We start from the raw sequence: 22596 nt of genomic DNA, 5'->3' as shown, positions 1-22596 counted from the left end.
TGCTGCGGCGCCCATGATGAGGGAGATTTGGGGGATGACGCCGGAGGCTTGGACGTTGCGGTGGAAGATTTCGCCGTAGAGGCCGAGGGAGACGACGCCTTCTTGGATGCGGGCGCCTGCGCCTTCGTTGATGCCGATCAGCGGTCTGCCGGTTTTGATGGCGAGGTCCATGACTTTGACTATTTTTTCGCCGTAGATTTCGCCGAGGCTGCCGCCGAAGACGGTGACGTCTTGGGAGAAGATGCAGACGTCGCGGCCGTCGATGGTGCCGTAGCCGGTGACGACGCCGTCGCCGAAGGGGCGGTTGTCGGCGAGGCCGAAGTTGACGGAGCGGTGGCGGGCGAGGGCGTCGAGTTCGACGAAGGAGCCGTCGTCGAGGAGTGCGGTGATGCGTTCGCGGGCGGTGAGTTTGCCTTTGGCGTGCACTTTGTCGATTGCGTCTTGGCCGGAGGGTGCCATTGCGGCGTCGCGGCGGCTGCGCAGGTCGGCGAGCTTGCCTGCCGTGGTGTGAATGTCGGGCGTGTCAGTCGACGCCACGTCCTTCGATTCTCGAACACTGGTCATGGCTCCAGCCTCTCTTACTAGGACGTCCGATAGAAGCACACCCTACTGAATGTGAGAAATAGCTCACACGAAATGGACAGACGGGCCAGTTGTGACTAACTCATCCGCAGTGTACTTCTAATTGACAGCCGTCGAATAGTTAATCGACAGATGTCGATCAGTGGTAGTGTCGCAGACGAGACCACCGTCCGTCGGAAGTGGCGCCGTGCCTGCGCGGCACATGCTCGGGGCCCGTCTCGCAGTTCGGACTCGAATGACCTTCTCTGCAGGATCGAAAGGCTGACCACCATGAAGATCTCCGTTGTCGAGCTGGCGACCGTAGCTCCCGGTACAGACAAAACCAGGGCCCTCGAGGAATCCATCGATGCCGCTCGACGTGCCGAAGATGCTGGCTACCATAGGATTTGGTATGCGGAACATCACGATACCGGCGGATTTGCATCACACGCACCGGAAATTCTGATCGCACTGGCTGCTCGCACCACCCGAAGGATTCGGGTCGGCTCCGGTGCGGTGCTGCTCAACCATTACAGTCCGTTCAAGGTGGCCGAGACCTTCCTCGAGCTCGAAGCGCTTGCGCCGGGACGTATCGATCTCGGTCTTGGCCGGGCCACCGCAGGCCCGGTGGTGGATCTCGCGCTACGCCGGGACCGCAACAGCCGGCCTGTCGACGACTTTCGGCAGCAGGTCCTCGAAGTGCGCGCCCACCTGAACCGAGACTTTCCTGCGGAGCATGTCTTTTCCCACCTCGATCCTGGTTCCGGTATCGCCTCGCGGCCCGAAGTATGGATACTCGGCTCATCCGGCAGCAGTTCCTCGATGGCGGCCGAGCTCGGTCTTGGGTACGCCTTCGCAACATTCATCGATCCCGACAGTGCTGCGCCAGCTCTGACCAGGCACCGAGCTGAATTCAAGCCGAACAAGCACAGCTCGTACGCAGGACACCCGGGGATGCTCTCGGTGAGCGCCGTGGTCGCCGACACCGACGCCGAAGCGCAGAGACTGAGCTGGTCCAGGACCGCACTCCTGGCGCGCTTGGCCCGTGAGGGAACCGCTGCCCGTCTTCCCTCCGCCGAGGAAGCTGCGCGAGAGCTCACCCAGCATCAAAAGGACATCCCGAGTGTCATCACCGACGGGAGGTGGCCGCGTCAGATTGCTGGAAGCCCGGCAACGATCGCAGACCAGATCGAGCAGATGGTGGACGCCACCGGCGTCGAAGAAATCATGCTGCAGGACATGATCGCAGACCCGGCCGCCCGTGCTCATTCCCGGAATTTGTTCGCCCAGGCACTCGGGATCCGCTCCGAGGTCAGGGTGTAGCCGCTCTCCTCTTTCTGCGCCAGGCTGCGGCAATCCTCGTCCGATCACACGAAGTCCTGACGCGGCCAGCAGGCGGGATCGGTGAGGTAGTCGCGGGGAAGCCCGAAGAGCTGCGCAGCCCCGTGCGCGCGTTTGAAGAACAACTGTGCGTCGTGATCCCAGGTGATGGCGATTCCGCCGTGCATCTGGATGGTCTCGGCCGCGACGTGCTGGAGTGCCTCGGAACAGCAGATCTTTGCGGCGACGGCATCCTCGTGCGTTCCTGACAGCGCCGCCGCACAGGACATCGACCGAGCTGCCTCGACGGATACGTACATGTCGGCCATGCGGTGCTTGAGTGCCTGAAAGGATCCGATGGACCGGCCGAACTGTGTGCGCGCCTTGGTGTAGGCGACTGTCATCTCCAGCGCCGCCGATGCCGCACCGACCTGTTCCGCAGACAGCGCGATCAGTGCGATCGTGCGAACCTGCTCGACGAGGTCGGGCGGGGATTCGATCCTGCGTGCCGCAGCCGCGTCGAAGCTCACCTCCGACAGTGAGCGGGTGGGATCCATCGTCGGCAGCCGACGCCTGTGCACGCCGTCGGAACTCGGGTCGACTTGGTAGAGGCCATCCGATGTGAGAACCAGCAGGACCTCCGCGATGTCGGCGCCGAGAACGTAGGACGCAGTGCCAGAAAGAGTGTCGCCGGAGGCGGTGACACCGACATTGCTCCAACCGTTCGAATCCGCCCAGCACAGTGCGGCAACGGCCCCCTCGGCGATGGTCGGCAGAAGGCGGGAACAGGCGTCGACATCTCCGCTCAGGACGAGCGCCTGCGTCGCCAACACCGCACTACCGAGCATCGGCGACGGCGTCAACGTCCGGCCCAGTTCTTCCTGCACCACATGAATTTCCAGCAGCGACGCCCCGACGCCCCCGTACTTCTCGGGGACGGCCAAGGCGGCGACGCCGATCTGATCGCACAGCCTCGACCACAGTGCCTCGTCGTAACCGTGTTCGGTGGTCATGGCGCGGCGAACAGCTGCGGAGTCCGAATGTTTGGCGAGGAGACCACGGACCGAGGATCGGAGCGCGGCCCGCTCCTCGTTGTCGAAACTCATGATGCACCGATCAGTGAATCGACGACGCGACCTCGGTGGTACGCGGGCGTGCCCCACGCTGTGATCAGCGCACGGACCTTGGTGAGAAACAGTGACAGATCGTGCTCGCGGGTGAAGCCGATGGCGCCATGGACCTGCAGGGCCACTCGTGCGGCGCGGTATGCGGCGTCTCCGCACGCGACCTTCGCAGCCGATACATCACGTGAGGCGTCGGCGATCCCGTCTCGCATCGACACGGCCGCACCGTGCAGCAGTGGGCGGGACATCTCCAATCCGACTGCTACTTCAGCGAGTTGATGCCCCACGGCCTGGAACTGCCCGATCGGCCTACCGAACTGAGTGCGTTGTCGGGCATGGTCCGTGCTGAGATCGAGCAAGGTCTGCCCGAGTCCCTGGAGTTGGGCGGCAGTTGTCAGGACGCCCAGGTCGAAGGCGCGCTCGAACGAGACTTCGCCGAGTAGCTCCTGCGCGGTGAGTGCGAACAGTCGCCGCGACTTGTCGACCGAGTTCTGCTGTGCACCAGCCGAAGCCACGCTGACGGTCCCGTCGGCGACGAGCAGGGCAACACACGCCGAGTCGGCGTCCACCGCGAACGGCACGTGCGGTGCCGCAGCGACGGTTGCGAGCGATCCGGAAGCCAACTCGGCCACTCGATCCGGCGCGCACCGTACGAGCAGGGCGGGTGCGACCGCGATGGTCTCGGCCACCGGGCCGGGGACGGCATGTCGACCGAGCTGTTCCGCGGCCACGACGACGTCGATCGGATCGGCGCCGAGACCGCCGTACTCCTCCGCGACGAGCAGCCCATTGACCCCGGTCTCGGCGAGTGCCTGCCACACCTTCTGCCCTGGCCCCACATCGCCGATGCTCCACGCCCGAATCACTGCGGGCATATCAGCTTTCGAGAGCAACCCATCGATGCTCGCCGCGAAATCCCGATGCGAGGCGTCGAGTGCAAATCTCATCGACTCCCCCTCGGTAGGCCGAGGAGACGCTCGGCGATCACGTTCTTCTGAATTTCGTTGGTGCCGGCATAGATCGGACCGGACAGCGCGAACAGATAACCATCCGTCCAGCTGTCGTCGAGTTCGGCTGTGGCTCCCTGTAATTCGAGGGCGGTCTCATGGGTCGCGATGTCCCATTGCGACCAGAAGACCTTGTTGATCGATGATTCGGCGCCCAGTTGCCCACCCTCGGCGAGCCGGGTGACGGTGCCGAAGGTGCTGAGTTGGTAGGCGCGCGCACCGATCCAGGCGTCGGCGACTCCATTACGGAGAGCGGTATCGTCGGCGGCGCCGGTGGAGCGGAACAGCTCGACCAGACGATCGACCGTCGCGAGAAAACGGCCGGGGCTACGCAGCGACAGCCCGCGCTCGTTCGACGCCGTGCTCATCGCCACCCGCCATCCGTCGTCCATGCCGCCGATCACACCCGACTCGCCCGGGTTCGCGGGATCGTCGGGAACGAAGACGTCGTCGAGGAAGATCTCGGCGAAGCCGGGTTCACCGTCCAGTTGATCGATCGGCCGCACAGTGACGCCGTCGGACCTCAGGTCGAACATGAAGTACGTGATTCCCTTGTGGCGCTGCGCCTCCGGATCGGATCGGAACAATCCGAATCCGAAGTCCGCGAAACTTGCACGTGAGCTCCACGTCTTCTGCCCGTTCAGCAACCACCCGCCGTCGACGCGCCTGGCCGTCGAGCGCAGTGAGGCGAGGTCGCTGCCCGATTCGGGTTCCGACCACGCCTGCGCCCAGATATCGTCGGCGCGCGCCATGCGAGGCATGATGCGGGCCAATTGCTCGGTATGCGCGTGTTCGAACAACGTCGGTGCAAGCAGGAAGATCCCGTTCTGGCTCACCCGTCCCGGTGCTCCGCAGCGGTAGTACTCCTCCTCGAACACCACCCACTCCAACAGCGACGCGTTGCGTCCGCCGAATTCCGTGGGCCAGGACACGGCCGAGAGCCGGGCATCGGCGAGTGTGCGCTCCCACACGCGATGGGCCTCGAATCCCTCTGCGGTGTCCATGGACGGCAGCGGCTCGCTGGGAACGATGTGCTGCAACAGGATACGCACCTCTTCGCGGAAGGCGAGCGTGTGCTCGTCGAGCTCGAGATCCATCTCTATTCGCCCCCGGCCGCGGACTTGTGCGCACCGGCAGCCATCGACTTGGCGTCCATACCGCCGAGCGGATCGTCGTCGGTCTCCGCGTTGTGTGCGTGCGCGAAGTGGTGGAGCCCGAAGACCGAATCCATACCGTTGCGCATCCCCATCTGGTCCTCGCACTGGTTGACGGCCTTCTTGGTCAACGCGAGACCGAATTGCGGCATCGCGGCGATCCGTTCGGCGAGTGCGACGGTCTCGGCCTCCAGATCCGCGCGCGGAACCACTCGGTTGACCATGCCCACCTCGTAGGCGCGCTGGGCGGTGAATCGGTCACCGGTGAAGAGGATCTCCTTCGCGAAGCGGGGTCCGAGCATCCACGGGTGAGCGAAGTACTCGACACCCGGAATGCCCATGCGCACCACGGGATCCGAGAAGAACGCATCCTCCGAGGCGACGATGAGATCGCACACCCACGCCAACATCAGACCGCCGGCGATACACGCGCCCTGGACCATCGCGATGGTCGGTTTCGGAATCTCGCGCCACCGGCGGCACATTCCGAGGTACACCTCCATCTCGCGGGCGTACCGCCCGTCGCCGCCCGGCTTGTCGACGTGGTCCCACCACATGACAGCCTTGTTGCCGTAGTGCACGTGGTGGTCTCGGCCGGGGGTGCCGATATCGTGCCCGGCGCTGAAGTGCTTGCCGTTGCCTGCGAGCACGATCACCTTCACCTGCTCGTCCTCTACCGCTCGTTCGAACGCCGCGTCGAGCGCATACGTCATCACCGAGTTCTGGGCGTTGCGAAAGGCCGGTCGGTCGAGCGTCACGAACGCGACGACGCCTCGCACCTCGTAGGTCACGACGTCGCCCTCGTCTGGAACGGTCATGCTGTCTCCTCTCGCAGAACGTTTTTCATGACCTTCCCGGACGGGTTCCGGGGCAGGGAGTCGGCGAAGCGGACCGAACGGGGCACCTTGAAGCCTGCGAGGCGCTCCCGGCAGAACGCCAGAACGTCGCTTTCGGTGAGCGTGGAACCGGCGGCGGTGACGACGTGGGCGCGGCCGACCTCGCCCATCCGGTGGTCGGGAACACCGACGACCGCCGAGTCGGTCACACCGTCGAGTCGTGCGAGTACGTTCTCGACCTCGGCGGGATAGACGTTGAAGCCGCCCGCGATGTACATGTCCTTCAGCCGATCGGTGATGACGAGATACCCCCGATCGTCGAGGGTGCCGACGTCGCCCGTGTGCAGCCAACCATCGGAATCGACTGTCTCGGCGGTGGCTTTCGGGTCGTCGAGGTAGCCGAGCATCACGTTCTCCCCGCGCACCAGAATCTCGTTCTGTTCGCCGATCTTGACCGTCATGCCAGGAACAGCTCGGCCCGACGTGGTCGAGACCGTCACCGGGTCGTCGTCGGTACGGCACATGGTGACCACCGGCGCTTCCGTCTGACCGTAGGCGGTGAGAACTGCGTCGAAGCTCAGTTCGGACTGCATCCGTTCGACCAGCGCCACCGGAACGGCTGCGGCGCCGGTGACGGCGACTCGCAGGCTCGACAGGTCGAACCGCGCGCGGTTCGGGTGGTCGAGGATCGACTGGAAAATCGTTGGTGCGCCCGGTAATACGGTTATCCGCTCGTTCTGCGTCGTTTCCATCACCGTGGGCACATCGAACACTGCCATCGGCACCACCGTGGCGCCGGTCAGCAGGCAGACCAGGAAGCCGGCCTTGTACCCGAACGAATGGAAGAACGGATTGACGACGAGGTAGTTGTCGTCGGATGTCACCTCAGCGCAGTGAGCCCACGCCGCGGCGGTGCCGATCGTCTGTCGGTGCGCTGTGGTCACACCCTTGCTGCGTCCGGTGGTACCGGAGGTGAACATGAGGTCCGAGATGTCGTCGGGCATGACGGCGGCGGCCCGCGCGCACGCCTCGGCGCGCGTGTCGTCGTCGGCGAGTGCAAGGAAATCGCCGAATTCGGTGACGTCGCGGTCGGCAGCGTCGTCGCCATCGACGGGGACGCGGACCACGGTGGTCGGTCGGACCACGGTGGTCGGTTGGCACACGGTCGATGCGCTGCGCAGGAGCCCGTATCGGTCGACGCCGAGGAACCTGCCTGCGATCACTACAGTGGCTGCTCGGGTTCGTTCGATTATGTCGATCGCTTCGCTCGGTGTGTAGCGCGTGTTGATCGGAACCAGGATCGCACCGGCGTACTGCACGCCGAGTGCTGCGACGATCCAGTGATAGGTGTTCGGCGACCACACCGCAACGCGGTCACCGCGGCGAACCCCTCGCGCACAGAGCGCCGCGGCGAAGTCGAGAACCTGCTCGCGCAACTGCACGAAGGTGAGAGTCGTCGTGCCGTCGACGATCGCGACACCGTCGGGCCGATCGCGGGCGGCACGATCGACGGCGGCCGGTGTGGTCCGAGGCTGCTCTACCGCGACCGAAGCATGGAGATCCATGCGAGTCCTCCCGTCTGGTAGAACAAAAACTGACACATGTTCTACTATCACGGATGGGTGTTGAGCGGTAGTGCCCGTGCCGCGTTCTCAGTGAGGTCATCGATGCGTGAACTGGACCGAAAGGCGGACTGACATGGGTTTCGAGACCGCCGCACGGGAGTGGCTCGATGAAAATCTCAATGGCGATTTCGCTCGACTCCGAGGCAAGGGTGGCCCCGGGAGTGAGCACGAGTTCTTTCAAGAGCGGCTCGCCTGGGACCGTCATCTCGCACAGGCCGGATGGACGTGCCTCGGGTGGCCGGAGCGCTACGGCGGACGCGGGGCAACAGTGGCCGAACAGGTGGTGTTCCACGAGGAGTACGCCCGATCCGGGGCGCCTGCGCGGGTGAGCCATGTCGGTGAGGAATTGCTCGGCCCGACGCTGATCGAGTTCGGCACCGAGGAACAGAAGCGACGCTTCCTGCCCGGCATCAAGGCCGTGACCGAACTGTGGGCGCAGGGATATTCGGAACCGGGCGCCGGTTCCGACCTGGCCGCGATCGCTACGACGGCGCGCCTCGACGGCGGCCGGTGGGTGATCAACGGACAGAAGGTCTGGACATCGCTCGCGCACGTCGCGCAGTGGGCATTCGTGCTGTGCCGCACCGAACCTGGATCCACACGGCACAGGGGTCTGAGTTTCCTGCTGGTTCCGCTCGATCAGCCCGGGGTGACGGTGCGGCCGATCCAGCAACTGACCGGTACCTCGGAGTTCAACGAAGTGTTCTTCGACGACGCCGTCACCGAGGCCGATCTGGTGGTCGGCGAACCCGGCGACGGGTGGCGGGTTGCGATGGGGCTGCTCACCTTCGAGCGCGGAGTGTCGACACTCGGACAGCAGATCGGGTTCGCCCGTGAGCTAAGCGGCATCGTCGAACTCGCGGAGGCGAACGGAGCGGCAGCCGATCCGCACATCCGCGAGAGGATCGCACGCGCGTACGTCGGACTTCGGGTGATGCGAGCACATGCCCTTCGCACTCTCGATGCCGGGGATGTCGACGCCTCGGTGTCGAAGTTGTTGTGGGCCAACTGGCATCGGGATCTCGGCCAGTTGGCCGTCGAGGTGCAAGGGCCGTCGGCGCTGCTGGCCCCGACCGAGTCGGCCGATATCACCGATCCCGAGCATCTGGGGCTCGGCGACTGGCAGAGGCTGCTGCTGTTCACTCGCGCGGACACGATCTACGGCGGTTCCAACGAGATTCAACGCAACATCATCGCCGAGCGTGTGCTCGGACTTCCTCGAGAGGCTCGCCCGTGACACGACGTCCGCCATCCATGCTCGCCACTGCGCCTGTCGAGATCGGCGGACATGATCTGTTGGTGGGCAAGAAGATCGTCGTGACCGCCGCGGCCGGTACCGGGATCGGGTTCGCCTTCGCGCGTCGCGCCTTGCGTGAGGGCGCGGATGTGGTGGTGTCCGACTGGCACGAACGCCGGCTCGGTGAGGCGCGCGAGGAACTGGCGGCGGAGTTTCCCGAACGAACGGTGGCGGCGCTGACGTGCGATGTCACCAGCACCGAGCAGGTCGACGCCTTGATCGCGGGAGCGGCGGACGTGCTCGGCCGGATCGACGTCCTCGTCAACAACGCGGGACTGGGCGGTGAGACGCCACTGGTCGAGATGACCGACGAGCAGTGGGACCGTGTCCTCGACGTCACTCTGAACGGCACGTTCCGGGCGACTCGCGCCGTTCTGCGCTACTTCGCGGCGGCGCCCCACGGCGGCGTCGTGGTCAACAATGCATCCGTCCTTGGATGGAGGGCGCAGCATTCACAGGCGCACTACGCCGCAGCCAAGGCAGGAGTGATGGCACTGACCAGATGCAGTGCGGTCGAGGCGGCCGAATACGGCGTTCGGATCAACGCCGTAGCTCCCTCCATCGCCCGGCACGCATTCCTCACCAAGGTCACCAGCGAGGAACTTCTGGACGAACTCGCCTCCGGCGAGGCCTACGGCCGCGCAGCCGAGGTGTGGGAGATCGCCGCGTCCATTGCCATGCTCGCCAGCGACTACACCAGCTATCTCACCGGCGAGGTGGTGTCGATTTCCTCGCAGCGAGCGTGATGCGACGGCAGTAGGGACATCTCGCAGATTGTGGTTGACGTCACAGCAGGAACCGGTTACGTTGACTCAGCCAAGCAATCGCTTGATCAAACTGTCCCGCGGGCGGCGATGACGCACCGGCCCGCGTAACGGAGGCCCAGCTGATGAAACAGAACGTCAATCATGTCGATCATGTCGTCTGGGTCGCGCATCTGGATTCCCAGGCCGCGCACGCGGACAAGCTCGGGGCCCTTGCCGGGCAGTCGCTGGAAGGGCCGTTCGATCGAACCGATCTCGGGGTCCGGATCTACATGAGCTGGGAGACCGGCCTGGAGATCCTGTCTCCGCTGCCGAACTACGACTCGGACTTCAACCGGATGCTCGTCGCGGCTCTGGCGGAACGCGGTGAGGGAGTGCTGGCGGTCGTCTTCGGTGTCCCGGACCTCGAAGAAGCGCGCGAGCGTGCACGACTCGCCGGGTACTCCCCGGGTGATCCCATCGCTACAGCAGGCGACGCGCCGTGGGATCGGAAGACATCGAAGTTCGCGGAGTCCTTCGTCGGTGACTTCCTGGGCAGCTACTTCATCTATGGCGAAATCGCCTATGCCCCAGGCATTGTCGCAAGTGTCTGACTCGACCTCATCAATGCCGGCGAAGGAGTACGACCAGTGAAGTACGGTGTGATTTTCGGCCACGGCCTCAGCGATGGAGTGGGCTTTCCCGACTACGTGATCCCGGCGGCCCGGACGGCCGAGCAACTGGGTTTCGAGTCGGTCTGGATCGGGGAGCATGCCGTCATCCCGAAGCACGACACTCCCTATCCCTTCACTCCCGACGGGAGCCTTCCGTTTCCGCACGAGACTCCGATTCCCGACCCGCTGATCTGGTTGGCGTACGTCGCCGGTGCCACCGAGTCGATCAATCTCGGTGCGGGTGCGGTGATTCTGCCTCAGCGGCAGGCCCTGCTACTGGCCAAGGAAACGGCGACGCTCGACGCATTGTCCGGTGGCCGATTGCTGCTCGGTGTTGGAGCGGGGTGGCTTCCGGAGGAATCCGAGGCTCTCGGGGTGCCTTTCGCCCGGCGCGGAGCGAGGCTGGATGAACACATCACCACGTTGCGGAGGGTATGGCGCGAGGCCGCACCCACCATCGACGGAGAATTCACCCAGGTCGAAGAGGCCGTCAGCTACCCGAAGCCGGCCCGGCCGGGTGGCCCACCGGTGATCATCTGCGGCGCGTCGGTCGCGGCGGCGAAACGAGCGGGCAGGCTCGCGGACGGCTTCTATCCGATGGTCGGGTCACCGCAGGAGCTGCCGCCGCTGATCGATCTGGTCCGGACTGCGGCACGGGAAGCAGGCCGCGACCCCGCCGATATCGAGATCACGGTCGGCTCCTTCACCCTGGCCACGGATCAGCTGTTCACCGACGCAGCGATCGAGGACGTGCGGGGGTATCAGGATGCAGGTGTTGACCGGCTTGTGCTGTTCCGCACCGACGACATCACGGTCGACGACATCACGCGGTCCATGGACCACTTCATGAACAAGGTCGCGTCCGAAGTCAGCTGAGCAGCGCAGGATCGAGACGCTCGATGATGGTGGCATTGGCGGTGCCGCCTCCCTCGCAGATGGTTTGCAGGCCGTACCGGCCGCCGGTGCGCTCCAGCTCGCCCAGCAGGGTCGCCAGCAGTTTCGTTCCCGTCGCGCCGAGTGGGTGGCCGAGGGCGATTGCGCCGCCGTTGACGTTGACCTTCTCCGGGTCTGCCCCGATCTCCTCGATCCACGCGAGTACGACCGGCGCGAACGCCTCGTTGATCTCGATCAGGTCGATGTCGTCGATGCTCAGTCCCGTCTTCTTCAGCGCGTACTGCGTGGCGGGGATCGGTGCGCTGAGCATCAGGATCGGGTCTGCGCCGCGGGCACTGAAATGATGAATACGTGCCCGCGGCGTCAGCCCGTATCTCGCCACCGCCTCCGGTGACGCCAGCAGTATCGCGCTCGCGCCGTCGGAGATCTGGCTTGCCACAGCCGCAGTCATTCGTCCCCCTTCGGTCAGTGGTGTCAGCGCCGCCATCTTTTCCAGGCTGGACTCGCGGGGACCTTCGTCGGTCGTGACGCCGCGGAACGGGACGATCTCACGGTCGAAGCGGCCCTCCGCGATGGCTGTTGCGGCACGTTCGTGGCTCCGCAGCGCCCACCGCTCCAATTCCTCGCGGCTGATGTCCCACTTGTCCGCGATCAGTTCGGCGCCGCGGAACTGCGAGATCTCCTGATCGCCGTAGCGCTCGGTCCAGCCCGTCGATCCGCCGAACGGGGTGTCGAATCCGTACTGTCGACCGGCGGTCATTGCCGATGCGATCGGTATCCGGCTCATGTTCTGCACACCGCCTGCAACGATCAGGTCGGCGGTGCCGCTCAGAATCGCCTGGGCACCGAAGTGCACGGCCTGCTGACTCGAACCGCACTGCCGGTCGACCGTGACGCCGGGAACCTCCTCCGGATAGCCGGCCGCCAACCATGCGGTGCGGGCGATGTTGCCCGCCTGTCCGCCGATCGCGTCGACGCAGCCGAAGACGACGTCGTCGACATCGGCCGGGTCGATGCCGGAGCGTTCGACGACGGCCCTGATGACGTGCGCACCCAAGTCGGCCGGATGGGCCGCGGACAGGCCGCCGTTCTTCTTGCCGACAGGGGTGCGGACGGCGTCGACGATGTAGGCCTCGGTCATGCGACACTCCCGATCATTCGTGTATCGATTGCGGACTGGCACCGAGCGCAGCAATGGCCTCGATGCGCTCGATCGCGTCGGCGACGATGCCGTCGATGAGATCCCTGCAGCTCGGCAGGTCGTCGAGCAGTCCGACGACCTGTCCGGAGGCGAGAACTCCGGCGTCGGTGTTGCCGTCGACCAACCCGGCTTTGAGCAGCATCGGGGTGTTCGCGGCCATGATCACCTGCTGCCAGGTGCGATCGCTCGCTCGCTTCGTGGCGCGGCCGTCCCTGATGAGCGTGGACCACGTCATGCCGGTCATGGCTCTGAATCGGTACGCGTTGCGCGCCGCTGCGAACAGTCCACGCAGGGTCCCCGAGCGTTCGAGACTGTCGACGAGGTCGGTATGGAGAACACGATGCGGCATTCCGTCGACCTTGCGGGAGACGACGGTGTCCTGCAGCCCGCGATCGAGGTACTGCTGTTTCACTGAACCGGGAACCGTCGATTCCTGGGTGAGCAGAAATCGGGTGCCCATCGCGATTCCGGCAGCGCCGTAGGCGAGTGCCGCGGCGAGACCGCGGCCGTCGTAGAAACCCCCGGCGGCGACGACGGGAATGTCGACGACGTCGAGCACCGACGGCAGCAGGAGCGTGGTGGCCACCGGCCCCGTGTGCCCGCCGCCTTCGCCGCCTTGCACGATCACGGCGTCGGCGCCCCACGACGCCACCTTCTCCGCGTGCTTGGCTGCGCCGATCGACGGAATCACCACAACGCCTGCATCTTTGAGTCTCGCGATCAAGTCCTTCTTCGGAGCGAGCGCGAACGACGCGACGCGTATGTTCTCCCGAACGAGAAGATCGACGCGACGCCGAGCATCGGTGGCGTCCGCTCGGATGTTGACCCCGAAAGGCTTGTCGGTCAAGGACTTCGTCTTGGTGATCGCGGCGCCCAGCTCGGCGTAAGTCATCGTCGCGGACGCCAGAATGCCGAGCCCTCCGGCGTTCGCGGTGCCTGCGACCAGCCGCGGGCCCGCCACCCATCCCATCCCGGTCTGAACGACGGGATGTCGAACGCCGACCAGTTCGGTCAGTGGCGTGGTCAGCACGCTCACAGCGACACTTCCTTGTCGCGCAGGGTGTGGGGATCGATTACCTCACGAACGAGCCGCAGTTCTTCGTCGGTGGGTGTTCTGGTGGCGACTGCATCGGCGAGTCCCGCAACCTCGAACGAGGTGTTCTCGGCGACCTGCTCGGCGGCGACACCCGGGTGCAACGACACCGCCCGGAACGTGTGTTCGGGACCGCCGAAGTCGAAGACGCCGAGATTGGTCACCACGCGGTGCACGTGGTGGAAGCGATAGGCGGGATTCTCCGGATCGATTCGGTCGTACCCGATGCCGGAGACGATGTCGACCTCGTCGCAGAACACCCGAGTGGAATGTTTGCCGACCCAGTACGAGGTGGCGTGGTTGATCGTGTTTCCCGGGGCGCCGCGTAGTCCGAACATCTGCCGGGTCGGCTGCTGCAACCGGCCGAACGCGGACAGGTTCTGGTTACCGTGGCGGTCGATCTGGTTGGCGCCCATGACCACATGACGCCGCCCCGAGGCGACGACGTCGAACACTTTCCGAAACGGCATCCACCCTTCGATCGGTCCGGTCGTGCCGACCGCCTGTGGGTCGGCGAGGATCAGGGCCTCACCGTCGGTGATCAGTAGGTCGGGTTCGGTGGTCAGCCGTGCGAGTCGGGCACCGATCCGGGGCAGGTTCGCCATCGGGCTCGCCATGATCTCGCCTGCGCCGGAGAATATTTCGGCACAGGCGAGGGCGCAGTACTCGGCGCGGGTGATGTCGGTGATCGTCTCGCTCATGCCTGCTCCTCGGTGAACTTCTGCACGGCGGCGTGGTAGTCGTCCTCGGTGCCGGACAGGTACGTATCGACGAACCGTTGCCACGCCTCGGGCGTCGCCGCCGATTCCGCGTAGTGGCGTTGGAACCTCTCGTCGCGGCCGTAGCTGTCGCCTGCGAGGGTGAAGTGGGCGCCGTTCGGGGCTTCGACGACGCCGTCGACCATCATGCGATTCAGAACAAGATTCTGCAGGGGAACGCTTTTCACCAACTCCTCGGTCTCCACCACACGCTCGACCGAGACGTATCGCTTGTCGGCGGCTGCGCAGTACAGGTCGTCGAAATACGGGTCGACTCCGGTGTACGCGGCATTGCCGTGCTTGTCGCCGAGATTCAGATGTACCAGTGCTGCATCGAGTTTCAACGCGGGCATCGCGATCAGTGTCTCCGGCCTGCCCGAGGAACTCTCGACGTACGGCGAGGTGACAGTCCGCAGCTCGTCGCCCCAGAAACCGCGGACGTCGGAACCGAGCCCGGCACGGATCGGTAGAAAAGGCAGCCGAGCCGCGGCGGCGTCGAGTCCGCATCGGAGCATGCCCTCGTCCATCTCGCGAACCTCGATCTCGCCGCTGATCCGCGCCTTCGCGAACCACGGGTCGTAGAACGGAGCGGAATCGAGGGACACGAATCCGTAGTACGCCTTCGCGACCTTGCCTGCCGAACAGAGCAATCCGAGGTCGGGACCCCCGTACGTGACGACGGTGAGGTCGGTGACATCCGAGCGCAGCAGGGCGCGAATCAGTGCCATCGGTTTGCGACGCGACCCCCAGCCGCCGATGCCGATGGTCATCCCGCTTCGCAGTTCTGCGATCACGTCGTCGAGCGACATCCGCTTGTCGCGTTTGCTCGCCATCGCGGTCAGCCTTTCCCATGGGTCGAGCCGGATCGGGCGAACTCGTCACGGTGTTCGTCCGAGACACCTGCCAGGTTGAGTTCGAAGGTGTATCCCTGCTCCAGGCGGTAGCTGGTCTTCACATCGACGGGGTCGATGCCGTTGATGGCCTCCTTGGCGCAGCGAATGATCCTGGTGTCCTTGGCCGCGATCGTGGCGGCGATCTCGCGTGCGGCATCGTCGAGTTTCTCGCGGGGCACCACCCGGTACACCGATCCGAAGTGCAGCAGCTGCTGGGCGGTGATGGTCTGCGCTGTGTAGAACAGCGTGCGCATCATGTGCTGGGGTACGAGCCGGGCGAGGTGGGTGGCGGCACCGAGGGCGCCGCGATCGACCTCGGGCAGTCCGAACACCGCGTCCTCGGATGCGACGATCACATCGGAGTTGCCGACCAGACCGACACCGCCGCCGACGCAGAAGCCGCCCACTGCAGCCACCACGGGAACCGCGCAGTCGTACACCGCGCCGAACGCGGCCGCGCAGCCGCGGTTGGCGGCGATCAACGCGTCGTATCCCTCGGTGGCCTGCATTTCCTTGATGTCGACGCCGGCGTTGAACCCGCGGCCCTCCGCTCGCAGAATTACCACGTGGGTGCGCGGATCTCGTCCGGCGGCGAGTATCTTCTCGGCCAGTTCGAACCACCCGCTGGACGGGATGGCATTGACGGGCGGGTAGTCGACGGTGACCGTGGTGATGCACTCACCGTCGGTGATCGAGGTGATGCCCATGGCTGTTCCTCACGTCTGTTTGTCGAACCGAGTGTCGCAGTGAATGATATTGGAAAAGTGAAACACGTTCCAGTCTTAATCGAAAGGCCGACTCCGTGTTCATCCTCTCGGAGGGACCGTTGGCGCGCATCGACCGACGGTGTGAGATCGAGGAGGTCAAGCTCATCGGCATCCATGGACGACGCCGGCTGCCCGGCGTTCGCCACGAGGGATGGCGAACCTGGAGAAATACTGATTTAGTTGGCGGAATGGACACACGTTTCAGTCTCGATCGGAAGGTTGTCGTCGTGACGGGTGGGGTCCGGGGTGTGGGAGCGGGTATCTGTCGAACGTTCCTGCAGGCCGGATCGACGGTGGTGGCCTGTGCCCGCCGGGACTCCGACGCGCCGGTCGAGGCGGCGGGCCGCGTCGCCGAATTCCTGCCGTGCGACATCCGCGATCCGGACCAGGTGCAGCGCCTGGTCGACAGTGTCGTCGAGCGGCACGGGCGGCTGGATGTTCTGGTCAACAACGCAGGCGGCGCACCGTTCGCGCTTGCCGCCGACGCGAGCCCGAAGTTTCATGCCAAGATCATCGAGCTGAATCTTCTCGGTCCGCTCCTGGTGTCCCAGCACGCGAATGCAGTGATGCAGAGCCAGGATTCGGGCGGATCGATCGTGAACATCTCGAGTGTCAGCGGCTCGCGGCCCTCGCCCGGCAGTGCCGCGTACGGGGCGGCGAAGGCGGGACTCGACAGTCTTACCGGCTCGCTCGCAGTCGAGTGGGCGCCGAAGGTGCGGGTCAATGCCGTCGTGGTCGGCATGGTCCACACCGAACTGGCCCACCTGCACTACGGGGACGACGAGGGAATTGCCGCAGTCGGCGCGACGGTCCCGCTCGGACGGATGGCCACTCCGGAAGACGTCGGCAACTGCGTCGCATTCCTGGCGTCACCGCTCGCTGCCTACGTCAGCGGTTCGACCCTGACCGTCGACGGCGGCGGCGAGCGTCCCGCGTTCCTCGCAGCTGCCACGGTCAACGAAGCCACGGTCGACGAAGCAGTGGTCAACGAAGCAGCGGGGGAGAAGGGATGAGCAGAATGCTCGACGGCCGCGTAGTCATCGTCACGGGCGCGGGGCGCGGCATCGGACGCGCACACGCTCTCGCGCTCGCCGCCGAGGGGGCCAGGGTCGTCGTCAACGACATCGGTGCCAATATCGATGGGTCTGCCACAGCGGAAAGCCCGGCCGAGCAGACCGCGGCGGACATCGTCGCCGCAGGCGGGGTGGCGGTGGTCAACGGCGACGACGTAGCGGACTGGGCAGGCGCCGAACACCTGATCGGCTGCGCCGTGAACACTTTCGGAAGGCTGGACGTTCTGGTGAACAACGCCGGATTCCTACGCGACCGGATGCTCGTCGGGATGAGCGAGGAGGAGTGGGACGCCGTGGTGCGCGTTCATCTGAAGGGGCACTTCGCAACTCTGCGTCACGCCGCTGCGTACTGGCGTGCCGAATCGAAGGCGGGCCACCGCGTCGACGCCCGAATCGTCAACACCAGTTCCGGTGCAGGGCTTCAGGGTTCGATCGGCCAGGGCAACTATGCGGCTGCAAAGGCAGGCATCGCCGAGTTGACGATCCAAGCGGCCGCGGAGTTGGAGCGTTACGGCGTCACCGTCAACGCCATCGCCCCGGCGGCACGCACCAGGATGACGATCGGTGCGGGCGGCGCGATGTCCGAGGCGATGGCGCCGCCGGAGGAGGGGTTCGACGCCATGGCCCCGGAGAACATCTCACCGCTCGTGGTGTGGCTTGCCGCCGCGGAGTCGAAGGATGTCACCGGACGCATCTTCGAAGTCGAAGGCGGCAAGATCACCGTCGCCGAAGGATGGCGTCACGGCCCCAGTCAGGACAAGGGCGCTCGTTGGGAACCGAGTGAAATCGGGCCCGTCGTCGCCGATCTCCTGGCGGCGGCGCAGCCCCCCGTCCCGGTCTACGGGGCTTGATCGGGACAGGGGCACCGCCGAACGAACGAGCCGGCGCGAAGGACAGCTCTACAGCTGGATGGCCTTCGTCTCGAGAAATTCTTCCAACCCGGCCGCACCCAACTCGCGGCCGGTTCCGGATTTCTTGTAACCGCCGAAGGGGGCGATGGGATTGAATCGTCCGCCGTTCACGTCCATCTGTCCGGTGCGTACCCGGCGCGCGAAGTCGATCGCTCGGCGTTCGTCCGCAGACCAGACAGCACCTGCCAAGCCGTACGCCGAGTTGTTCGCAATGCGCAGTGCGTCTTCCTCGTCGTCGTACGCGATCATCGACAGCACAGGTCCGAAGACCTCTTCCTGGGCGATGGTCGAGTCAGGCCGAACATCGGCGAGCACAGTGGCCGAAACATAGTGACCGCGAGCCTGATCCGCAGGACGGCCCGGGCCTCCTGCCACCACGCGTGCACCTTCGTCGAGTGCGACTCCGAGCAGGGTTTCGACGCGGCCGCGTTGTGCCGCCGAGGACATCGGTCCGAGCCTGGTGGCGGGGTCGAGGGGATCGCCTGGTTGGTACAGAGCCGCGACCGACGCCGCAATCTCGATGGCCTCGTCGTACTGATCGGCGTGGACGAGCATCCGCGTCCACGCCATGCACGTCTGGCCGCCGTTGAGGAAAGCGTTGTGCACGCTGACCTTCACTGCCTTCGCCAGATCGGCGTCGGGCAGTACCACGCTCGCAGATTTGCCACCGAGCTCGAGCGCGGACCGGGTGATGTTCGCGGCCGCCAGTTCACCGACGCGCTTGCCGACGTTCACCGATCCGGTGAACGACACCAGGTCCAGGTCCGGGTGACCGGCGATCGCTTCACCCACTGCTGCACCGTGTCCCGAAACCAGGTTGAACACGCCCGCAGGCACTCCGGCTTCGTGCAGGATGTCGGCGAACAGGTACGCCACTGTCGGCGCCAGTTCGCTGGGCTTGAGAACGACGGTGCATCCGGCTGCGAGTGCAGGAGCGACTTTGCAGACGATCTGGTGGAGGGGGTAGTTCCACGGGGTGATCGCACCGACCACTCCTGCGGCTTCCCGGACCACGAGCGAGTTACCGACCTTGTGTTCGAACTCGAAGGAGTCCAGCAGGGTGGCGTAGCTGTCGACGACCGTCTTCGGCAGGCCGGCCTGGATGGGACCGGCGATTCGAACAGGAGATCCGACCTCCACCGAGATCGCAGTGGCCAGTTCGTCCGAACGGCGTGCGATCCCGGCACTGATCCGAGTGAGCAGCTCTTTGCGTTCACCGACCGTGCTGAACTGCCAGGACTCGAACGCAGACTTGGCCGACGCGACTGCTTTGAGCACGTCCTCCCGAGTGCCCGCGGGCACCGTTCGTACTATTTCCTCCGTGGCAGGGTTCTCGACCTCGATGACCTCACTCGAGGAGGAGTCGACCCACCCGCCGCCGATGTATATCTGATCGAAGATTTCCATTCTTGATTTCCGACTTTCTCATGGGATCGGCTGTACGTGCCCGCGGGTAGGTCGATCGACCTGCAACGAAAAGAAACTCAGCGGACGAGGGGCGAGGCGATGCGGTTGAGGTGCCTGGACAGATCGCCGATTCCGTCGGCGGAGAAGCGGCGTTCGTCGAAACGCCACACTCCGTCTTCGCGGACGAACGTGTCGTCGTAGGCACCCTGGAAGATGATCTGCGGCACCGATTCGGGCGCTGCCTGGAAGACCACGACATTCGTCTTCGCTGCGGCGGTGGTGTTGTCGTCGGAGACGTCGATGCGGAAGTTCGAGAGGGTGTGTCTGGTCTTGGGCACCCCGTCGTAGAGCAATACGAGACCGTCGAGGAACTCCACGACCGCAGCGATACCCGTGATCGGGGAGCTCGGGTCGTAGAACCAGACGCCCTTCTCGAACAACTTTCCGGTACGGGCGAACTCACCGTCGTCGATACTCGCGCAGTACTCGACGATCAGTTTCGTGATGTCGGACTCCGATACCAGCCGTGCTACATCGTGTTCGGTCATGATCTTTTTCTTTCTCTATGAGGGCACGATCGCTGGTGCGCCGTGCATGAGTTGGTCACGAGGGATCGAACGCACCCCGGAAGTGCTCGGCCCCGATGTCCAGGGAACTGGGCGAACCGAAGTGAAAGTTCTCGTAACCGGGAAACGGGTAGTCCGTGTCCCACTTCTGGCCGTCGACGACACGGAACCAGTCGTAGGCGATCTTTCGGTGCTTGATGCGCCATTCACCGTCACGCCGCTCCATGAGGTCGATGTATCGACCTCCCATGAAAAAGTCCTGGAAGGTGTTCTTCCGGTCCTCGGTCAGTGGTTCAGGGGGAAGCGTCCAGTGCGGCTTGCTCTGGCCTTCGACTCGGTGATGGCAGAAAACGTAGGTCGATGATCTGGCGGTCTCGCCCTCGAGCCTGATGAGAGGTAGACCGAGGTGGTGGAACACATCGACGCTGGCGCCGGCGATCATGGTGAATCCGGCGATCATCTCCTCCACGTCCGAGTGGACACCAGTTCCATGGTCCTCGACGGCGTCGGGCCAATAGACGGTACGGAGCAGATCGATATCCTTACGGTTGACCCCGTGCGCATAGCGCGTGAGGACATCCCTGATGGCCTCCCGGTCGAGGAGGTCTTCGAGTGTCGACACAGGCTTCATCGACGTGTTCTCCCTTGGTCAGACTGCCGAGAGTCCGCCGTCGATGGGCAATACTGCACCCGTGACGTAGGACGATTCGTTCGACAAGAGCCACACCGCTCCTGCGGCGACCTCTTCGGGGTTGCCGATTCGCTTGATCGGCAGCAGGTCCGCGACCCCGCCGAGATTCGGGTTCGCGGCATTCGACTGCTTGAAACCGGGCGTCAGGATGGCGCCGGGCATGATGCCGTTCACGCGGATACCGTCTGCGGCGTAGTCGAGAGCGGCGGCGCGGACGAGGCCGTTGACGCCTGCCTTGGCTGCTACGTAGTCGGAACTTCCTGGAACCGCTGCTACCGCAGCTGTCGAGGAGATTGCGACGACCGAGCCTGAACCTTGCGGCTGCATCGCGGTGATCTGGTGCTTGAAGCACAGGAACATTCCCTGCAGAGACACTGCGTGGGACTTGTTCCAGTGTTCTGCCGTGATCTCGTGGACGCGCTTGTTCCGCGGGAGGTAGGCGGCGCAGTTGAGCGCGCCTGCGAGTGGGCCGAACGCTCCGACCGTTTCGGCTACTGCAGCCTCGACAGCGGCCTCGTCGGAGACGTCGACGCGGACGAACTTCGCTTTACCCGGTCCGACCGAGGAGAGTCGCTCGGCGGTTGCCGTTCCGTTCTCGACGTCGAAGTCGGCGATCACCACGTTCAGTCCCGATGTCACGAGATACTCGGCCGCTGCGGCTCCGATCCCGACAGCACCTCCGGTGACGAGATACGAACCTTCCGAGAAGGTGAGCTTCATGTGTGCCTCCTATGGCATCGATGGAATGAAGTGCTGTGCAGTGAACGCTGTTTCGGATCGACTGCACGAATGTCGGGATCGGTGTTCGGCCCGATCACCATGAGTAGTCGCGAGTGTTCGGTGGTTGCCAGACGCCTGCGTCCAAGAGGTGCGGAAGGACAGGTGCGAAGGTCTGCAACTCGGCCGCGCTCCACAGTGGGAAATTGATGAAAGCGCCTGTTGCATGGGTGTTCTGCTTGAGCGAGATGAGCTTCTCCGCCACCTGCTCGGCTGTGCCCACCAGGTGGATCGTCGATCCAGCAGAACCGAAGGCGCGTGTTGCCTCGTCCTCACCCATTTTTGCGAAGATGTCCTGCATCGACTCGACGCCGCCGACGATGTCGGTGGCGAGTTCCTTCGTCGCGGCCAGGTTGATGGACGTCGTCAGACGGTCCCACTCTTCCTGTGCTTCGCCTTCGCCTTCGCGAACGATGCTGACACAGAACGCGGAGGTGGCCACGGACCGGCCCAGCGGCGCGGTCAAGGCTTCCAGCCGTTCGTCGACTTCGCGAACGCGCTCCTCGTTCTCCGCCATCATCAACATCATGTCGGCGTACTTCGCAGCGAAGGCGCTGCCTGCGGGAGAGGCGCCTGCGTTGATCAGAAACGGATGTGGCTGCTGCACGGGGCGTGGAGCCTTCAAACGCCCTGCGGCAGAGTAATGCTCACCCTTGTGGTCGATCGGTTCGAATTCCGACCACAAGAGTTTGACCACATCGACGAACTCGGCTGCGCGGCGGTAACGCTCGTCGTGTTCGACGGGGGTGTCGCCGAAGAGCAGCGCCTCCTGCTCGAGGAAGCCGGTGACTATGTTCCATCCCCAGCGGCCACCGCTGAACGCATCGAGCGTGGCACCCATCCTCGCGACGTGGGCCGGATGGTGATAGCTGGTGTGGATCGTCGAGATGACTCCGATGTTGTCGGTCACCGCGAACAGCGCCATGGCCAGCAGGGCTGCATGGTAGCTGGGGCCCTGATGCTTGCTCTCTTCCGAGATCCGCTGGTGCCCAGACCAATTGTCTGCGATGAACAGTGAGTCGAACCCGACCTGCTCTGCTGCTTCCGCGAAAGCGACGAGGTTCGTGCGCGTCATCGGCGGGGTGCGGCGCACCGCCTCGTCGGACAGTAGGAAGGTCGTCTGGCCTGCCGGAAAGAAGCACCCGAGGTGTAGGTGGTTGTTGTCCGTCGAGCGTGGTTTGGACATGTGGTCTCCAGTATGTCGGAAGAGGTTGTCGGTGTTGA

At 64.7% G+C, this 22596-nt stretch carries 23 protein-coding genes; 7 read left to right on the top strand and 16 right to left on the bottom strand.

Annotation, left to right across the window (positions count from 1 at the left end):
* The coding region (locus RY1_RS28805) for a carboxyl transferase domain-containing protein (RefSeq protein ID WP_281250035.1) at positions 1-564 on the bottom strand (564 nt) is incomplete at its 3' end.
* A 288-nt stretch (positions 565-852) separates the two neighbouring features.
* Here RY1_RS28805 and RY1_RS28800 point away from each other — a divergent pair.
* The gene (locus RY1_RS28800; RefSeq protein WP_072807475.1) at positions 853-1884 is read left to right on the top strand and encodes an MsnO8 family LLM class oxidoreductase; all 1032 of its coding nucleotides are present in this window, start codon (positions 853-855) and stop codon (positions 1882-1884) included.
* 44 nt (positions 1885-1928) lie between these two features.
* Here RY1_RS28800 and RY1_RS28795 read toward each other — a convergent pair whose 3' ends face one another.
* Genes RY1_RS28795 through fadD3 form a run of 5 tightly spaced genes read right to left on the bottom strand, consistent with a single transcriptional unit; the run spans position 1929 to position 7567 of the window.
* Entirely contained in the window at positions 1929-2987 is a 1059-nt protein-coding gene (locus RY1_RS28795; protein ID WP_072807472.1) for an acyl-CoA dehydrogenase family protein, read from the bottom strand.
* Complete coding sequence (locus RY1_RS28790; protein WP_072807471.1) at positions 2984-3952, bottom strand: acyl-CoA dehydrogenase family protein; 969 nt, start codon at positions 3950-3952, stop codon at positions 2984-2986. The genes RY1_RS28795 and RY1_RS28790 overlap by 4 nt, the downstream gene beginning before the upstream one ends.
* Positions 3949-5109 carry an acyl-CoA dehydrogenase family protein gene (locus tag RY1_RS28785; protein WP_072807470.1) on the bottom strand — a complete coding sequence of 387 codons (1161 nt, stop codon included), beginning with the start codon at positions 5107-5109 and terminating at the stop codon, positions 3949-3951. Before RY1_RS28785 ends, RY1_RS28790 begins: the two co-directional genes overlap by 4 nt.
* 2 nt (positions 5110-5111) lie before the next feature.
* Entirely contained in the window at positions 5112-5984 is an 873-nt protein-coding gene (locus RY1_RS28780; protein ID WP_072807469.1) for an enoyl-CoA hydratase, read from the bottom strand.
* Positions 5981-7567 carry a 3-[(3aS,4S,7aS)-7a-methyl-1,5-dioxo-octahydro-1H-inden-4-yl]propanoyl:CoA ligase gene (fadD3, locus tag RY1_RS28775; RefSeq protein ID WP_072807468.1) on the bottom strand — a complete coding sequence of 529 codons (1587 nt, stop codon included), beginning with the start codon at positions 7565-7567 and terminating at the stop codon, positions 5981-5983. The genes RY1_RS28780 and fadD3 overlap by 4 nt, the downstream gene beginning before the upstream one ends.
* Positions 7568-7700: 133 nt before the next feature.
* Here fadD3 and RY1_RS28770 point away from each other — a divergent pair, with 133 nt between their 5' ends.
* The 4 genes from RY1_RS28770 (at position 7701) to RY1_RS28755 (ending at position 11217) form a co-directional block, all read left to right on the top strand.
* Positions 7701-8864: an acyl-CoA dehydrogenase family protein gene (locus RY1_RS28770; protein ID WP_084727965.1), complete on the top strand. Its 1164-nt coding sequence runs from the start codon at positions 7701-7703 to the stop codon at positions 8862-8864.
* Between the two features lie 17 nt (positions 8865-8881).
* Positions 8882-9670, top strand: a complete 789-nt coding sequence (locus RY1_RS28765; RefSeq protein ID WP_072807466.1) for an SDR family oxidoreductase — start codon at positions 8882-8884, stop codon at positions 9668-9670.
* Between the two features lie 143 nt (positions 9671-9813).
* Entirely contained in the window at positions 9814-10281 is a 468-nt protein-coding gene (locus RY1_RS28760) for a VOC family protein (protein ID WP_072807465.1), read from the top strand.
* Positions 10282-10317: 36 nt separating this feature from the next.
* The gene (locus tag RY1_RS28755) at positions 10318-11217 is read left to right on the top strand and encodes an LLM class F420-dependent oxidoreductase (protein WP_072807464.1); all 900 of its coding nucleotides are present in this window, start codon (positions 10318-10320) and stop codon (positions 11215-11217) included.
* On the opposite strand, the gene RY1_RS28750 is transcribed toward RY1_RS28755, so the two are convergent.
* From RY1_RS28750 to echA20, 5 genes are read right to left on the bottom strand one after another with little or no spacing between them, the layout of a single operon-like run.
* A complete protein-coding gene (locus tag RY1_RS28750) occupies positions 11210-12376 on the bottom strand; it encodes an acetyl-CoA C-acetyltransferase (RefSeq protein WP_072807463.1) in 1167 nt (388 codons plus the stop codon). The two genes, RY1_RS28755 and RY1_RS28750, sit on opposite strands and share 8 nt — an antisense overlap.
* Positions 12377-12389: 13 nt before the next feature.
* Positions 12390-13472 carry an NAD(P)H-dependent flavin oxidoreductase gene (locus RY1_RS28745; protein ID WP_072807462.1) on the bottom strand — a complete coding sequence of 361 codons (1083 nt, stop codon included), beginning with the start codon at positions 13470-13472 and terminating at the stop codon, positions 12390-12392.
* Entirely contained in the window at positions 13469-14230 is a 762-nt protein-coding gene (gene ipdB / locus RY1_RS28740; protein WP_072807461.1) for a cholesterol ring-cleaving hydrolase subunit IpdB, read from the bottom strand. Before ipdB ends, RY1_RS28745 begins: the two co-directional genes overlap by 4 nt.
* On the bottom strand, positions 14227-15120 hold the full coding sequence (gene ipdA, locus RY1_RS28735) for a cholesterol ring-cleaving hydrolase subunit IpdA (RefSeq protein WP_072807460.1): 894 nt from the start codon (positions 15118-15120) through the stop codon (positions 14227-14229). The genes ipdB and ipdA overlap by 4 nt, the downstream gene beginning before the upstream one ends.
* A gap of 5 nt (positions 15121-15125) precedes the next feature.
* The gene (gene echA20, locus RY1_RS28730) at positions 15126-15887 is read right to left on the bottom strand and encodes a (7aS)-7a-methyl-1,5-dioxo-2,3,5,6,7,7a-hexahydro-1H-indene-carboxyl-CoA hydrolase (protein ID WP_072807459.1); all 762 of its coding nucleotides are present in this window, start codon (positions 15885-15887) and stop codon (positions 15126-15128) included.
* A gap of 248 nt (positions 15888-16135) precedes the next feature.
* On the opposite strand from echA20, the gene RY1_RS28725 reads away from it, so the two are divergent.
* Together RY1_RS28725 and RY1_RS28720 are read left to right on the top strand one after the other, a co-directional pair.
* Positions 16136-16960, top strand: coding sequence for an SDR family oxidoreductase (locus tag RY1_RS28725; RefSeq protein ID WP_072807474.1), 825 nt, complete (start codon positions 16136-16138; stop codon positions 16958-16960).
* On the top strand, positions 16957-17871 hold the full coding sequence (locus RY1_RS28720; protein ID WP_072807458.1) for an SDR family oxidoreductase: 915 nt from the start codon (positions 16957-16959) through the stop codon (positions 17869-17871). The genes RY1_RS28725 and RY1_RS28720 overlap by 4 nt, the downstream gene beginning before the upstream one ends.
* A gap of 48 nt (positions 17872-17919) precedes the next feature.
* On the opposite strand, the gene RY1_RS28715 is transcribed toward RY1_RS28720, so the two are convergent.
* The 5 genes from RY1_RS28715 to RY1_RS28695 form a co-directional block, all read right to left on the bottom strand.
* Positions 17920-19338 carry an aldehyde dehydrogenase family protein gene (locus RY1_RS28715; RefSeq protein WP_072807457.1) on the bottom strand — a complete coding sequence of 473 codons (1419 nt, stop codon included), beginning with the start codon at positions 19336-19338 and terminating at the stop codon, positions 17920-17922.
* A 77-nt stretch (positions 19339-19415) separates the two neighbouring features.
* Positions 19416-19886 carry a nuclear transport factor 2 family protein gene (locus RY1_RS28710; protein ID WP_072807456.1) on the bottom strand — a complete coding sequence of 157 codons (471 nt, stop codon included), beginning with the start codon at positions 19884-19886 and terminating at the stop codon, positions 19416-19418.
* Between the two features lie 55 nt (positions 19887-19941).
* Entirely contained in the window at positions 19942-20535 is a 594-nt protein-coding gene (locus RY1_RS28705; protein ID WP_084727963.1) for a nuclear transport factor 2 family protein, read from the bottom strand.
* An 18-nt stretch (positions 20536-20553) separates the two neighbouring features.
* Positions 20554-21315 carry an SDR family NAD(P)-dependent oxidoreductase gene (locus RY1_RS28700; protein WP_072807454.1) on the bottom strand — a complete coding sequence of 254 codons (762 nt, stop codon included), beginning with the start codon at positions 21313-21315 and terminating at the stop codon, positions 20554-20556.
* A gap of 94 nt (positions 21316-21409) precedes the next feature.
* Positions 21410-22558 carry an LLM class flavin-dependent oxidoreductase gene (locus RY1_RS28695; protein WP_072807473.1) on the bottom strand — a complete coding sequence of 383 codons (1149 nt, stop codon included), beginning with the start codon at positions 22556-22558 and terminating at the stop codon, positions 21410-21412.
* Between the last annotated feature and the right edge of the window lie 38 nt (positions 22559-22596).

The organism is Rhodococcus yunnanensis NBRC 103083 (assembly GCF_001895005.1).
GTDB lineage: Bacteria > Actinomycetota > Actinomycetes > Mycobacteriales > Mycobacteriaceae > Rhodococcoides > Rhodococcoides yunnanense.
This window is presented reverse-complemented; position numbering and strand designations above follow the sequence as displayed.